The organism is Caballeronia fortuita (assembly GCF_001544835.2).
Taxonomy (GTDB): domain Bacteria; phylum Pseudomonadota; class Gammaproteobacteria; order Burkholderiales; family Burkholderiaceae; genus Caballeronia; species Caballeronia fortuita.
Genome location: NZ_FCNX02000012.1, coordinates 50,433 through 64,825, shown reverse-complemented (window position 1 = coordinate 64,825; position 14,393 = coordinate 50,433). Strand labels below are relative to the sequence as shown.

Annotated in this window: 11 protein-coding genes and 1 pseudogene; 9 read left to right on the top strand and 3 right to left on the bottom strand. The window is 56.6% G+C overall.

Annotated features, from left to right (window positions below; genetic code table 11):
• Window positions 1-40 precede the first annotated feature (40 nt).
• On the bottom strand, window positions 41-814 hold the full coding sequence (locus tag AWB77_RS22420) for an MBL fold metallo-hydrolase (RefSeq protein WP_061136644.1): 774 nt from the start codon (window positions 812-814) through the stop codon (window positions 41-43).
• 46 nt (window positions 815-860) lie between these two features.
• Between AWB77_RS22420 and AWB77_RS34635 the strand changes: the two genes are divergently transcribed.
• On the top strand, window positions 861-1,778 hold the full coding sequence (locus tag AWB77_RS34635) for a LysR family transcriptional regulator (protein WP_341844990.1): 918 nt from the start codon (window positions 861-863) through the stop codon (window positions 1,776-1,778).
• A gap of 153 nt (window positions 1,779-1,931) precedes the next feature.
• Here the strand turns inward: AWB77_RS34635 and AWB77_RS22415 are convergent, their stop codons facing one another.
• Window positions 1,932-3,401 (bottom strand): MFS transporter, encoded by a 1,470-nt coding sequence (locus tag AWB77_RS22415; protein ID WP_157694876.1) that lies wholly within the window; start codon window positions 3,399-3,401, stop codon window positions 1,932-1,934.
• A 306-nt stretch (window positions 3,402-3,707) separates the two neighbouring features.
• Here AWB77_RS22415 and AWB77_RS22410 point away from each other — a divergent pair, with 306 nt between their 5' ends.
• Entirely contained in the window at window positions 3,708-4,490 is a 783-nt protein-coding gene (locus AWB77_RS22410; RefSeq protein ID WP_061136642.1) for an alpha/beta hydrolase, read from the top strand.
• Window positions 4,491-4,819: 329 nt separating this feature from the next.
• Window positions 4,820-5,728: a polysaccharide deacetylase family protein gene (locus AWB77_RS22405; RefSeq protein WP_157694875.1), complete on the top strand. Its 909-nt coding sequence runs from the start codon at window positions 4,820-4,822 to the stop codon at window positions 5,726-5,728.
• Here AWB77_RS22405 and AWB77_RS22400 read toward each other — a convergent pair.
• Complete coding sequence (locus tag AWB77_RS22400; protein ID WP_061136640.1) at window positions 5,725-6,687, bottom strand: LysR family transcriptional regulator; 963 nt, start codon at window positions 6,685-6,687, stop codon at window positions 5,725-5,727. The genes AWB77_RS22405 and AWB77_RS22400 overlap by 4 nt on opposite strands.
• 78 nt (window positions 6,688-6,765) lie before the next feature.
• On the opposite strand from AWB77_RS22400, the gene AWB77_RS22395 reads away from it, so the two are divergent.
• The 6 genes and pseudogenes from AWB77_RS22395 (at window position 6,766) to mdcC (ending at window position 14,391) form a co-directional block, all read left to right on the top strand.
• Entirely contained in the window at window positions 6,766-8,091 is a 1,326-nt protein-coding gene (locus AWB77_RS22395) for an MFS transporter (RefSeq protein ID WP_061136639.1), read from the top strand.
• Window positions 8,092-8,211: 120 nt separating this feature from the next.
• Window positions 8,212-9,144 carry a carbon-nitrogen hydrolase family protein gene (locus tag AWB77_RS22390; protein ID WP_061136638.1) on the top strand — a complete coding sequence of 311 codons (933 nt, stop codon included), beginning with the start codon at window positions 8,212-8,214 and terminating at the stop codon, window positions 9,142-9,144.
• Window positions 9,145-9,577: 433 nt separating this feature from the next.
• Window positions 9,578-11,113, top strand: a complete 1,536-nt coding sequence (locus tag AWB77_RS22385) for a methyl-accepting chemotaxis protein (protein ID WP_061136637.1) — start codon at window positions 9,578-9,580, stop codon at window positions 11,111-11,113.
• Window positions 11,114-11,521: 408 nt separating this feature from the next.
• Window positions 11,522-13,183 (top strand): malonate decarboxylase subunit alpha, encoded by a 1,662-nt coding sequence (gene mdcA, locus AWB77_RS22380; protein ID WP_061136636.1) that lies wholly within the window; start codon window positions 11,522-11,524, stop codon window positions 13,181-13,183.
• Window positions 13,183-14,074 (top strand): annotated as a pseudogene (locus tag AWB77_RS22375) (triphosphoribosyl-dephospho-CoA synthase). The gene mdcA and the pseudogene AWB77_RS22375 overlap by 1 nt, the downstream one beginning before the upstream one ends.
• Before the next feature lie 8 nt (window positions 14,075-14,082).
• On the top strand, window positions 14,083-14,391 hold the full coding sequence (gene mdcC / locus AWB77_RS22370; protein WP_061136635.1) for a malonate decarboxylase acyl carrier protein: 309 nt from the start codon (window positions 14,083-14,085) through the stop codon (window positions 14,389-14,391).
• The last annotated feature ends 2 nt before the right edge of the window (window positions 14,392-14,393 follow it).

The following is a 14,393-nucleotide window of genomic DNA, read 5'->3' as shown; positions in this document are numbered from 1 at the left end:
CCCTACAACGCTTTGCACGATTTGCTTTAGCCGATCAGGTTCAGATGACTAGTTGGATGGCTTTTCCCCGTTCCAAAGGGGTTAAACGCTGGCTTGCGTCCAGCTTGCTAAAGACGTCTACGAGTTGCTCCTGCGTCTCTTTCAAATGGACCCAGCCTTCGTTATGAATGGCAAAAAGTGCAGATCTCGGAAAAGCTCGAGCCGCTTCTAACGCATCCTCACTTCCCATGGTCATATGGAAGCGCCCCCGCGGCTCCGCTGCCCCTGTAAAAAGAATTACTGCTTTCGGGGAAAAACGCCTAGCGACTTCTTCGGTGCCCTCGAACCACAGAGTGTCTCCGGTGACATAGACAAGGTCGCCGGGTTGGTCGAACCCGAGTGCGAAGCCGATGACATCACCTGAGTGCCGCTCGATGCCGACAGGACCATGACGAGCCGGCGTTCCAGTGACAAACATTCTTCTTCCATCAAAACCTTCGAGGAGGCGGGTCTCGAAAGGCGCCAAGCCAAGCGCGTTTCCTCCCAAGCGTCTTGCACCAGAATGCGTAGTGAACGTCCTCTCGACGTTCGCGAGCATGGCGCGACCGGAATGGTCTAAATTGTCGAAGTGGTGATCGTGACTCAGCAGCACAGCGTCCAACGCACCAACCTCTTCGACCGTGAGGGCAGGACCGGTTGTTTTCTCGAACCGGACGGGCGCTTCTTGATACAGCCCGGGAGGATCGAAGGTCGGATCCGTCAAAAGCCGGAATCCGTTGCTCTCGATAAGTGCAGTCGGCCCGCCGATGAGAGTCAGCGTTAAGGTGGACGGCATGACAGTCTCCGCTGAGGTTGTGTTGACAAGGACAATGTAGTCGATTGTGGATCGTGCAGAAATCCCTTATTCTGTCTCAATGGCTGAACAAAAATTCACAGACCTTGATTGGGAAGACGTACGCGTTTTCGTCGCGCTTGCACGCTACGGAAGTCTTTCCGCGGCAGCTAGAGCGCTGTCTCTTACACACGCAACTGTTTCTCGACGGATACAGGCATTGGAAAGGGTATTAGCGCAAACGCTGGTTGAACGCAGACCGGATGGTTACGTCCTGACACCTGCGGGTTCTTATTTTCTGACCCCAGCGACTGAGATGGAAGCCGCCGCTTCGCGGATGGTGCGCGGTGCCCCGGCGGAAGGACCTAAGGGGATGGTTCGTGTTAACGCTCCGCCAACTTTGACACACAGTTTTCTGGCCGCGCGTCTCGCTGAATTGGCGGTAGAAAATCCTCACTTGGATATCAACGTGACTACAAACCTGCGAAATGTGAGTTTGGAACGTCATGAGACCGACGTCGCCTTACGATTCGGTCGCCCCGAAGATGGGGACGTAATAGCGCGGTTTGCGGCAAAATGCGGCTTCGGCTTTTACGCTTCGGAAAGCTGGTGTAAGCGCGTTCTTGCGGGCGCGCCCCCTGTGTTTGCTGGATTCGATGAGGGAAACGCGCATTTACCTGAGGCGGCATGGCTTTCGCAACGGTTTGCCCGCGCCCGAGTTGCCTTTAAAACCAACACGCAAATTGCGCAAGCTGACGCCTCTCGGATAGGCGCCGGCATCGCCCTACTTCCGCATTTCCTTGGACGCACAACAGCGGGATTATATCCATGCAACCTGGAGCCTAGTCCGCCATCACGTGACCTCTGGATAATAACGCGGCGGCAAGATCGCGGTAATCCGACCACTAGAACAATTGTTGAATTCCTCACAGACATTTTTGCTTCAAAATCAGCTCTTTTCGAATAGGTGACATGATTTCTACTGGAATCCAAACCAGTCCTAGCCAATGAAGACGCTGCGCTCAAAGAGCGCTTGTTGCCAATATCTTTCTGCCTTTCGCGACGACTAAGGATCTCTTCTACAGTCGAGCGAGGGAGCGCGATTGGACGGGTGCAGGCGTCAAGAAGACAACGCGCTAAGCAGCGCACCTGTGATTGCAACCCCAACCGCTCCGTAGATCGAAGCGGCAATAAATCCCGCTGTATAGGCGTGCTGAACGCTTCCGCCCGCGGCTGTAACGCTACCGACAACGCTGAAAAACGCGATGCCAACGATGGCGACACCTATCGCCCCCCCAACCTGCTGCATCGTACTCAGCAAGCCGGAGGCCGCTCCTGCGCGGCGCTCGTCCACTCGCGCCAAGATTGCACCTAATAAAGGCGTCATCAATAGTCCTTGACCGATACCCCGCAGAGCTAAGGCCGGTATGAGCTCCGTACCGAGCAAAAAACTGGTTCTCCAGACTATAACCGCAGCAATGATTGATGAAACAGCGGTAACGGTGGCACCAACGATCAGCGAGGCTTTCACCTTGTGAGCGGGAATACGAGCCGAGAGCAATGATGTAATCGTGAATGCCCCGGCGTTGGCAGCTAGAATAAGGCCGGCTGACAACGGGGATCGACCCAGTCCGGTTTGTAAAAGCATTGTCAGCGCCAAATAGGTTGAGTTGAGCGTTGAGTAGAAGACGAGGACTGTCACTGCTCCGATTAAGAAGTCTCGGTCACGGAAAAGCGTGATGTCTAGTAACGGCGTTTTGGAGCTATCAGTCTTACTGCGCTGATGCAGTACAAACACAAGCAGTACAGGAACCGAAAATAGCATCATAATGACTGACCATATTGGCCACCCGAGATCCCTCCCTTGTATCATCGGGAACAGCAGCAAGGCGAGGCCGGCGCCGCTCAAAGCCACACCGGCGCCATCGAGGGTACCGGCAGATGAAGCGCGCGACTCGACAATAAACATGGGACAGACGATGAACGCCGTGAGACCAATTGGGACATTAATCAGAAAGACAACTCTCCAACCCAAATGCCACAAGTCGATATCAACAAGGAACCCCCCCAAAACCTGTCCGGCGATGACAGCGAGGCCAATTGCGGCACCTAGGCTGGAAAATGCGATCCGCCGCTGTGTCGGCTGCGTGAAAGTAATTCGAATAAGGGAAAAGACCTGAGGAAAAAGGATGGCGGCCGCTACGCCTTGAAACAGTCGGGCTAGCACAAGCATAGGAGCAGTAGGCGCTAAGCCGCAGCCCAAAGACGTGAAAGCGAAGGCAGCCAAGCCGATCATAAATAGTCGTCGCCGTCCATAGATGTCGCCAAGCCTACCACTGGTAATCAGGGATAAAGCGTAAGTCAATCCATAACCAGCGATAATGAACTCAATTTCCGCCACGCTCGCTTTCAGTTCCCTCTGTATGCTAGGAATCGCCACGTTGACTATGAAAACATCCATGATTGCCATGAATGTCCCGGTCAACATAACAAAGAGCGAAAACCATTGCCGACGACTGAGAGTCATCGCTTCGCCTTTAACAGGTCGTGTCGCGTTTGCACGGGGCGAATTCAGAGAACTTTCATTCATGGAAGTTTCCTTTTTGACCGCCGGAAGAACTATGTTCAAAATACTGTCCGCGGAGCGCGGCAGGGTACTGGGTCGAATACAGCCCCTTGTCTTCAGGCCGAGAGAAGTAGCTAGGCTTGTTAATCGTAGCAGTGCCGTCACCGAGAAGGCATCCTCTTTTCTGTCCCAGCGGCTGTACAAATTTGAACGGCCATCGATTCTTATAACGGTGATAGAGTCACGATCAAACGGACGAAGTGGATTGTGCATTCAAGACCGACGCTTTGCTTCGTTTCCCTAGCGAAAATAGATCAAAGGAAAGTTGGAATGAAAATTCGGCGTGTTGGTTTAACGCTGGCCTTGCTTGCCGCTCTCGCGGGCGCCAACGCTCTCGCACGAGACACGGCGGCGGCCTCCTCTGCGAGCGTCCACAACATCGTGTTGGTGCACGGTCTGTATGCAGATGGATCCAGTTGGGAGAAAGTGATCCCGTTGCTGCAAGCGAGAGGTTTCCATGTCACGTCAGTACAAAATCCAACGACCTCACTTGATGACGACGTCGAGGCGGTGAAACGGGCGCTTGCGGAGCAAGACGGGCCGACACTCCTAGTGGCGCACTCGTACGGGGGTATGGTAATTAGCCAAGCGGGGGATGATCCCAAGGTTAGCGGCCTAGTCTACGTGGCAGCACGGGCCCCCGATGCGGGCGAAGACTATCCTGGACTGACTCGTAAGTTTCCGGCGGCGCCTGCGTCGAAGGGGCTGCAGTGGTCGCCGGACGGCTACGGGAAGCTCTCTGAGCCCGCGTTCCTGACCGACTTCGCGGGTGATCTCCCCACCTCTGAAGCTGAAAAGTACTATGCGGTGCAGCAACCGATGGGCAAGCCCATCCTAGCGGCGAGGACTACCGTGGCTGCGTGGCGTGCGAAGCCTACGTGGTATGCAATTTCCACGGAGGACAGAACGATTAACCCGGAGCTCCAGCGGTTCATGGCGCGACGAATGCAGGCCCATACAATCGAGGTTGCGTCAAGTCATGTATCACTCATTTCGCACCCTAAGGAAATCGCCGACTTGATTATTTCCGCGACAGGTGTTGAGACCAACTAGCTACCTAGAGATCGAGTCGCACTAACAACTCCATGTAGCCGGATCGCGCGGATTCAACTCAGCCACCTGCTTTTAGTGGTCACCCCAACCTTTCAACATTATTGGCCAGTAGTAGCTGTCGCAGATCCGCGCGTCCGTTGAAGTCAGTTGGGGCATCAGCTGGGGTCAATTGAAGGGTTCCGCCTTACAGTCGACTGATGGTGGTGATTCGTCTTTTATCATGCCTCTAGGAACCGAGTTCATCAGCCAAGCCGATTCCGGCGCTTTCTTGCATTATCAGCGTTGACTCGCCGAAGTCGATGCGGGGAGGTAGAAATTAGAGACGTGCAGTGCGCAAAGGCAACAGCGATGTACGTCGATTCGTGGAAATAACCGTGATCACATTAACCAGAATGCGCGGCCATATCTTCATTGCTTTTGCCATCGACCTGGATATGTGGCCGTCGGCAGTAAGCCGTGCTTGCGGTGATGACAGTCTGAGCAGACGACTGAGCGAGCTGTCAGACCTTGAACAGGCCATGCAAGCTCTCCTTGATTTGTTTCAGCGCTATGCAATCAGAACGACATGGTTTATCTGCGACCGCGTGACCAAGATGCTTCCATTGCAAGATATCGTTGTACGTGGCCACGAGATAGGCGTTCGAGGACCCACTCAAACGGACTCGAGCAGAGTCGAGGGTCTGCGCCCTGGCGAACGACTGGATGAACTAATTTCAGTTATCACTCGGCTGTGCGGCCGAGCCCCTTTGGGATACACCGCCCCTCTGGTCGGCGCCTGGCAATTCAGCTCAGCGGACATCGAGAACCGAGGCCTGTCATACGAACTCACAGCCGCCTATCGTGGACACGCGTGCGGATGCATTCGTATCGGCCGCGGCTGGTACTTGGTAGACGAAAAAGCCGGACAGCCTTGGCGTCGTGAAGTTGAGCGCGATCACTCAAGTTTGACCAAAATACCGACGAACTGGTTTATCGAAGAGTTGCCGCTTGAATTGTATTTTAGGCATTTCCCTGGTCATCAGGGGGCGCCAAGCCTCCGCGATGCGGAGACAGCATGGCGGGCACAATTAGATTTTTTACGTCGGGACTCATTCGCTTCTAACATTACGATCCGGATACATCCGTTCGCAGCGCGGCAGACGAGCACACTCCTGCTGCTAGAGAAGTGGATTGAATATGCTTTGTTGGGCGACGGCGCGAGATTTATCACTTGCGAGCAGCTCGCGAGAAGTTGCTAGGGCCGCAATGGAGACTGCGGCTGGCTTGCTCCATACTGGAGCTCCCTAGTCGTCTCTGAGACGAAGCTGCGGAGCCATTGATTATGAACGCCTTCGTTGCGCGCGACATTCCAAATCATAAAAACACGAAACGCTGGGACTGTGATGGGTGGCGGGCTTACCGTTAGACGAGCTATTCGTGCATATGCATTCGCCGCGAAGGTCGGAATGGTTGCAATGGCGTCGCAGTAGACGAGCGAAGCGATCGCTCCAGCGAAGTGTGTGAATGACGCGGACACTTTTCTTGTTACGCCGTCCGCTTCCAGCAAGTCGTCTACGAACCCTCGACGCCCATCGTATGAGATACGCACGTGATCGTGAGAAAGATACTCATCGCGTGTAATCGGCGACTGGATGCCCAAGCGCACGCCGTCGTAAAGACATGAATACGAGGCTGAGAAAAGCACCTTCGATGAAAAGTGCGACCCAAGACCTTTCGGTTCTCCACAAAGAACCAAGTCAATGGCATCGTCAGACAACGATTCCTTCCAGATGATGCTGTTGCTTTGATGGAAAGCAAAACCGACAGAAAGCTTACGGACACGTGCCTCGTTGATTAGCATCGGGGAAATACACGCTTCGATATCGTCAGAAAGCGCGATGTTGAAGGTTCGACGAGCGATGTTTGCGTCAACCTGGGACTCACTGATAAATATGTTCGAGACACGCGCCAACGCATCGTTAATCTGAGGAGCCAACTCGACCGCGCGGCGGGTTGGGACCATCCCGGCGGCGCTCCGTACGAAGAGGTCGTCCCCGAACTGGAGCCGAAGTCGCTTCAGGGAAGCACTCACCGCCCCCTGCGTAACGTTGAGGATCGCCGCTGTGCGGGTAACGCTGCGCTCGTTCATCAAGCATTGAAATACGACCAGCAGGTTGAGGTCCACCCTGCTGATATTAGCTAGGTTAATTATCGTCATTTTTAATAATCGTTTGATTGATAGGCGATCTAATCCGACACTTCGACAACGACGTCAAATTCTCGCGTTGAGGCTCCGATGAAACAGACGCTTGCGCACCTGAACTTAGAAGCCAACCCTACGCAGGCTCGGGAGAGGGATGAGCTGCGCAGGCGTTCGGCCGCAGTGGGCATCGGTAATTTCATGGAATGGTTCGATTTCGCAATATATGGGTACTTTGCATCAGTAATCGGGCACACGTTCTTTCCGTCTACGGCACCTGGTGTCTCGCTGCTTTCATCCTTAGCGGTATTCGCCGTCGGGTTCGTTTCGAGGCCATTAGGCGCGGTTGTTCTTGGCCCGGTCGGCGATCGCTTTGGACGCCGCGCCGTGCTGATTATCACGGTTTTCGGCATGGGTCTCACGACGACGCTAATTGGGCTTCTTCCCGGTTACAAGACATGGGGGCTGGCCGCCCCTGCCTTGCTTATCTTGCTGCGTTTCGCGCAAGGGATGATGGTAGGCGGGGAATGGTCAAGTGCGGGTATTTACATCGTCGAGAGCGCTGCGCACAGGAACCGCGCAGTCGCAGCCAGCATCATCACCGGCACGGCGGGCGCGGCCTTCCTCTTCGGCACCTTGATTGCAGCGGCCATATCCGTCTCCCTGCCAGACGCGGCCGTGTCAAGCTGGGGCTGGAGACTGCCCTTCGTATCGTCTATTGTGATGACGGCCGTTGCAATGTATATCCGCCGACGACTCGGCGACACACCAGTCTTCGAAGAAGTACGGCGTAGGCGCGCCTCTAATGACGTCGAGGCGGTGCCAAGACGTGAGCAAACGCGCGCGTTTGTCGTTACTTTCGCTTTCTCTGCGCTGTTCGGCGTCTCGCTTTACTACTTCATCACCTATGCGAACAATCACCTGACGCAGACGGTCGGTCTGAGCAAGGCAACGTCCCTATGGCTGTGCAGTATCTCGCTCGCGATGTACACCATCTTTCAACCGCTCGTCGGAAGACTCAGTGACAGGATCGGTCGCCGCCCGTTGGTTCTCGCTTCGGCACTTGGCTTGGCCGTATTTTCTTATCCGATCTTTCTGCTCATGAACACCGGCAATCCAGTCGCCATTTTAATCGGACTGACCATCCTCGCCGCGTTGGTTGCCATTACTGCTGTGATGGATGTTGTCTTGCTAGTAGAGGTATTCCCAGCTTCCATTCGTTCGACTGGCGCCGCGCTGGGCCATAACCTAGCCTTGGCGATCCTTGCAGGCCCGGGTCCGTTCATTGCAGCTGCCCTGATCCAGTACACGCATAACCCAAACATCCCGGCTTGGTATCTTGCCGGTGTGTCGCTTGCATGCTTCATCGTGCTATGGCGCATGCTTCCCGAGACCAGCAACCGCGACCTTTCCCAAGGTTGAAAGCGTAACTTCAAGTGCTTGCCTCAAGCGGACACTAACCCCAACAGTTCACGGCAATCAAACGCGGGCGGAAAACACTCGGCCTGCGCAATATCAACCATCACCAACGCGAGGTTCTAAATGTTCAAGGCCGCAGTGGTACAAGCCTCCTCAATTCCATTTGACGCTCAACAAACGGCGGAAAAAGCAGTGAAGCTTGTGAGAACGGCAGCGAGCGAAGGGGCTTCGCTTGTGGTCTTTCCGGAAGCGTTCATCGGCGGTTACCCGAAAGGGGCATCGTTCGGCACTCTCGTCGGTCGTCGCACCGACGCCGGACGCGCCCTATTCAAACGCTATCGAGATGGTGCAGTGGAGCTCACCGGCCCAGAGATCGCCCGGCTGAGCGAAGTGGCAGCTGAAACCGGTGTTCACATCGTTGCCGGGGTTATCGAACGCGCAGGCGGAACGCTTTACTGCACAGCGGTTACGATCTCGCCGAATGCGGGCGTCGCTGGCTACCATCGAAAGCTTATGCCGACAGGCACTGAGCGCATCATCTGGGGATTCGGCGATGGATCGACAATATCTCCGGTAGATACCCCGTTTGGCAAGGTCGGTGCCGTTATTTGCTGGGAAAACTACATGCCGGCGTTTCGTCAAGCTATGTATGCACAAGGCACCGAAATCTACTGTGCGCCAACGGCTGACGATCGAGCCACGTGGGCGCCTTCTATGATTCACGTTGCAATCGAAGGCAGAGTTCATGTATTGAGTGCGTGCCAGGCGATTCGCCTGAGTGAATATCCATCATATTACCTCGAGGATTTCCACCTTGATGCTCGAGGCGATGATTACATTATGCATGGTGGCAGTATGATTGTTGACCCCCTCGGAAAAGTACTGGCTGGACCGATCTTCGACGAAGAGACCATCCTCTATGCTGAGATCGACCCGGGGTTGGGGCGAGCAAGTAACCTTGACTTCGACGTAGTCGGGCATTACTCGCGCCCGGATGTGTTCAACCTGTCAGTCAACACGGCACCGATGTCGCCCGTCAACTTCCAAACCAAATGACCGTGTACGCCTCGCTGTTAGAGGCTTTTTCCACCAGTGCGGGATGAAGGGGACGACGGCAGTGCGGGAGCTCCACCCGCGCTTTTTGCATGCGCTCCAAATACCTTGGACGTTAGGGGGCCACTCGGATCGTCGTTCGGCGTTTTGAAGCATGTACGCGTTGCCGAAGTTCTGACTTCGCACCACCAGGTGACGCGCACTGCGATTCTTGCACAGCGGTCGGGGATTAATAAACAGTGACTAAGCGAAGGTGGTAGACGAGAATGATTCAACTGGCAGATTTATCGGGCGTTTGTTGTCCTCTACGTCGTTGACAAGGTCCGTCGATGTGGCTGAGAAGCCGCACAGGCGCGGGTGGCTCCACGCTCGTCACGCCCCGTATCGCCAAGCGCAATGAACTCGCGTGGGTCAGCGAGCAACAACCACTTGACAGATGACCATGACAATTCGGGCGCGTATTGCACTCACAATCGCGTCCCTTGCGGCGCTTCTCTGCATTTGCGTGGGCTTCGGCCTCTGGAGCCTGAACACTATCAACGCATCCGCGAAGGATGTGAGCTTGAATAGTCTTCCTGCCATTAATGCGTTGGGCTTATCCGATCTTTATCTCGGTCGAGCTCGGCTTGTCTTGGACCGATATGCACTGTCCCCTGACGCACCCGGCGCTGCGACCCTGCCGGCGCGAGCCGCGCAGTTCATGGCGACGTCGGATCAGTGGTACGACAAGTATGATTTGATTCTTCGTGAACCGGATGAGGACGCTCTTGCCAAGGCATTAGTAGAGGCTCGCAAGAATTTCCGCCAGGTGCTTGACGCATTTAGTCAGGCAATTGCGAGAGGCAACTCGGCTGAAATCGATCACTTCGTCACCGAGGACGTTCCGAATGCATACAATCGGGTTAGTAATGCATTCGATGCTCTCAGGAACTTTCAACTGACGGATGCAGCGCGTCAAGACGCGGATAACGACCGCCAGTTTGAAACCATGCGGTTATGGGCCCTTCTTGTGGTCCCAGCTGGGATCGCTGCTGCCATCGCCGCTTGGATCTTTCTTCGCAAGGCGATTATGAACCCGCTGGCCGAAGCGCTTAGGCAGTTCGACCACATTTCGTCCGGCGATCTCACGGGAGAGATAAAGGTTCGGGGTACGGACGAGATGGGGCAATTGCTAGCGGGCGTTGTTGCGATGAGGCTAAGACTAGCGGAAACCGTAGGGGTAGTTCGCGCGAGCAGCGACGCGATTGCCAGCGCGAGTAATCAAATCGCGATGGGCAATACCGATCTGTCGTCGAGGACGGAGCAGCAGGCTGCATCGCTTCAGGAAACCGCAGCGAGCATGGAGCAGCTGACGTCGAGAGTTGAACAGAATGCTGTAAGCGCCGAGCAAGCCAGTAAGCTTGTCGAAACTGCCAACGAGGTTGCTAGGGAAGGCGGTGCGATTGTCGGCCAAGTCATCAGTACGATGACTGGGATTGAGCAAAGCTCGCGAAGGATTGCTGAGATCGTTGGAATGATAGAAGCGATTTCCTCGCAGACGAACATCTTGGCGCTCAACGCGGCAGTGGAAGCTGCAAGGGCGGGAGAAGAGGGGCGCGGCTTTGCAGTTGTGGCAAGCGAGGTAAGAAGTCTCTCACAACGGGCATCGGCCGCCGCAGCGGAGATCAAAACACTGATTGAAGCGTCCGCGACTCGCGTACAAGAAGGAGCTCACCAGGTTGCCAAGGCGGGAGGCACGATGGACCATCTCGGAGTCGCAATTCAGCATGTTGCCGATCTCATGACTGAGATCGCCCTAGCCTCACAAGATCAGAGTCGGGGAATCGCTCATGTCAATATTGCGGTTTCCCAAATGGACCAAGTAACGCAGCAAAACGCTGCATTAGTAGAGCAAGCTGCAGCTGCTGCCGGTTCATTGCACGATCAGGCCAAGCAACTGACGGCAGCTGTCGCAGTCTTCAAAATTGCCTGATGATCGCTCGCGTGGTTACGTCGCGGACTTGACGACTAGTACGAACCCTATGACAGGCGTCGACGCGCCGCTACGACTGTTCTTGACGGCCGCAGTAGGCGGCGCGCAGTTCGTGTGCGGCTTGTCAAAAACAGTGCGGTTTCCGAGATGAAGCTGAAGTACCGATCTCTCAGTGGCCCCACCCGGAGCCCTTCTGCCGACGCTCAATGCGTCGGTTTTTTTCATCGAATTGATTCGTGGGCTTTCATCCGCTTCGCGCGCCAGACCAGGCAGCCGTCGTTGACTATTTGATTGACCAACAACAACGTCAATTCGTTAGCCTTTGGATAATGATCATCGTCCGAGCGTGATTGAACGCAGGTCGCTGGCTCTCTAGACTCGGCTCTTGAGTCCTGAGCGAGAGCAAACATGTTAAGTCCGCATTCATCCTCTTCACGTTGGGCGACGCGCCGCGCGGAAAAACAGCGCCGGCTTGCTCGGGTGGCATCGATCGCCGACGGCGTCGTGTTGCCGCCCGAACGCATCGTCGACGTCCTTGAAAATCTGATCGCACCGGGCGATCGCGTCGTCGTCGAGGGCAATAACCAGAAACAAGCGGATTTCCTCTCGCGTTCGCTCGCGAAGGTCGATCCGCAAATCATACACGACTTGCATCTCATCATTCCAAGTGTGAGCCGCGCCGAGCATCTTGATCTCTTCGAGCGTGGCATCGCTAGAAAACTCGATTTCGCTTACGCGGGCGCTCAAAGCCTGCGCGTTTCTCAATTTCTCCGGGATGGGATCCTTCAGATCGGCGCGATCCACACATACATTGAACTGTACGCGCGCCTCTATGTCGACCTGACGCCAAACGTCGTGCTGATCGCCGGCTTCATAGCGGATCGCGACGGCAACATCTACACGGGCGCGAGCACTGAAGACACGCCCGCGCTCGTTGAAGCCGCCGCATTTCGCGACGGCATCGTCATCGCGCAGGTCAACGAGATCGTCGACGATCCCAAAAAAATGCCCCGGGTCGATATCCCGGGCTCGTGGATCGACTTCGTCGTACAAGCGGACAAGCCGTTTTTTATCGAGCCGCTTTTCACGCGCGACCCGCGCCTCGTGACGCCGATTCAGATCCTGATGGCGATGATGGCGATTCGCGGAATCTATGAGCGGCATCAGGTTCAGTCGCTCAATCACGGAATCGGCTTTAACACGGCGGCCATCGAACTGATCCTGCCGACGTACGGCGAGAAGCTCGGCCTTAAAGGCAAGATCTGCCGGCACTGGACGCTTAACCCGCACCCGACGCTGATTCCCGCGATCGAGACCGGCTGGATTCAAAGCGTGCACTGCTTCGGCGGCGAGCTCGGCATGGAAGCATACGTTGGGCGACGGCCGGACATATTTTTCACAGGACGCGACGGTTCAATGCGCTCCAACCGCGCGATGTGCCAGCTTGCCGGACAGTACGCAGTCGACATGTTCATCGGATCGACGCTGCAGATGGATAGCGCCGGCAACTCGTCGACGGTGACGCATGGTCGGCTCACCGGCTTCGGCGGCGCGCCCAACATGGGACACGACCCGCACGGCCGACGACATGCGACACCTGCATGGCTTGACCTGCTGCAAACGGAGAGTCCGCTTGAACGCGGCCGCAAGCTCGTCGTGCAGATGGTGGAGACGTTCCAAGCAAGCGGCCAGCCGAGCATCGTCGAATCAATCGATGCGGTCGAGGTCGGAAGCGAGTCGGGCATGCCGCTCGCGCCCGTTATGATCTACGGCGACGACGTCACGCACGTGCTTACCGAGGAAGGCATGGCGTATCTGTACAAGGCAAGGTCGCTCGAACATAGGAAGGAGATGATCGCGGCCGTCGCGGGCGTCACGCCGGTCGGGCTCACGAGCCGCCCGGAAAAGCTCGCCGAACTGCGTCGAGACGGCTTCGTCGCGCTGCCCGAAGATCTCGGCATTCATCGCAGTGAAGCCAGCCGCTCGTTGCTCGCGGCGAAGAGCGTGGCGGATCTAGTCGACTGGTCGGGCGGGCTGTACGACCCGCCCGCACGCTTTCGGAGTTGGTGATGCAGGATCTTATCGCAACGAATGCGGCGCGTCCCTTAGCTTACGCGCCAGCTCTGGCCGATCTTCTCGGCAAGCATGCGGTTGAAGCGCTGATCGACGAAGTGACGCTGGCGCCGAAGCCTGGCCTTGTCGATATTCGGAGCCGCGGCGCGCCACGACGATCTCGACTGGAAGCTGATGTGCGTATCGGCTCTCACGCTGCAGCCGACGTTTGTCGAACTGGCGCGCGCGGGCCTTGAGACGCGCCCGATGCTCGCGCTGCGCGAGCGCATCGGAGCAGTTGGCCGCGAAGGCGAAGCACGCATGCTCGACGCAACCGGCGGCGTGAATACGCATCGCGGCGCAGTTTGGGCGCTCGGACTGCTTGTGACTGCTGCAGCGCGGGCACCCTCGGAGCTCGATCCTCGATCAGTTGCCACGCGCGCGGCATCGATCGCCCGCGTGCAAGATCGTCACGCGCCCGCCGTCACCGGCAACAAAGGCGAGCAAGCGTGCCGCGATTACGACGTCGGAGGTGCGCGTGGGCAAGCGCAGGCAGGCTTTCCGCATGTTGTCGACGTTGCCTTGCCGGAACTCAAACGCTCACGGGAACGCGGTGACAGCGAAACCGCCGCGCGCCTCAATGCGCTGCTCGCGATTATGGCGAGCCTCGACGACACCTGCGTGCTCGCGCGTGGCGGACGAAGCGCGCTCACCGAGACGCAGGACGGCGCGCGGCTCGTGCTGATGCATGGAGGTGCGGCACGGTTCGACGGCCGTCGACGGCTCAAGGCGCTGGACCGGCGGCTTGTCGAATTGTCCGTATCGCCCGGCGGCGCAGCGGATCTGCTCGCCGCCGCTCTCTTCCTCGACCAGCTCCGATGCAAAGCGGGTCATCCGACGAAGGCATAGAAACGCTCATGGAAACTATTGTCCTTGAATTTCCGGCAGGCGCACCCGCACACGGCCGTGCGCTGGCCGGCGTGGTCGCGTCGGGCGACCTCGAAGTTCTGCTCGAAGCGAACGCGGCGAACCGCACGGTGGTGAACATCACGACATCTGTCGACGGCAATGGCCATCTATGGCGAGCCGTGCTCGAACGCATTCTCGGCGGCGGGTCCCTGCCTGCCGCAAAGCTCGAAATTAACGATTCCGGCGCGACCCCCGGTGTGGTGCAGATGCGCATTGGGCAAGTATTTGAACAGCTGAAATCCAACGGGGGAGCTTGAAA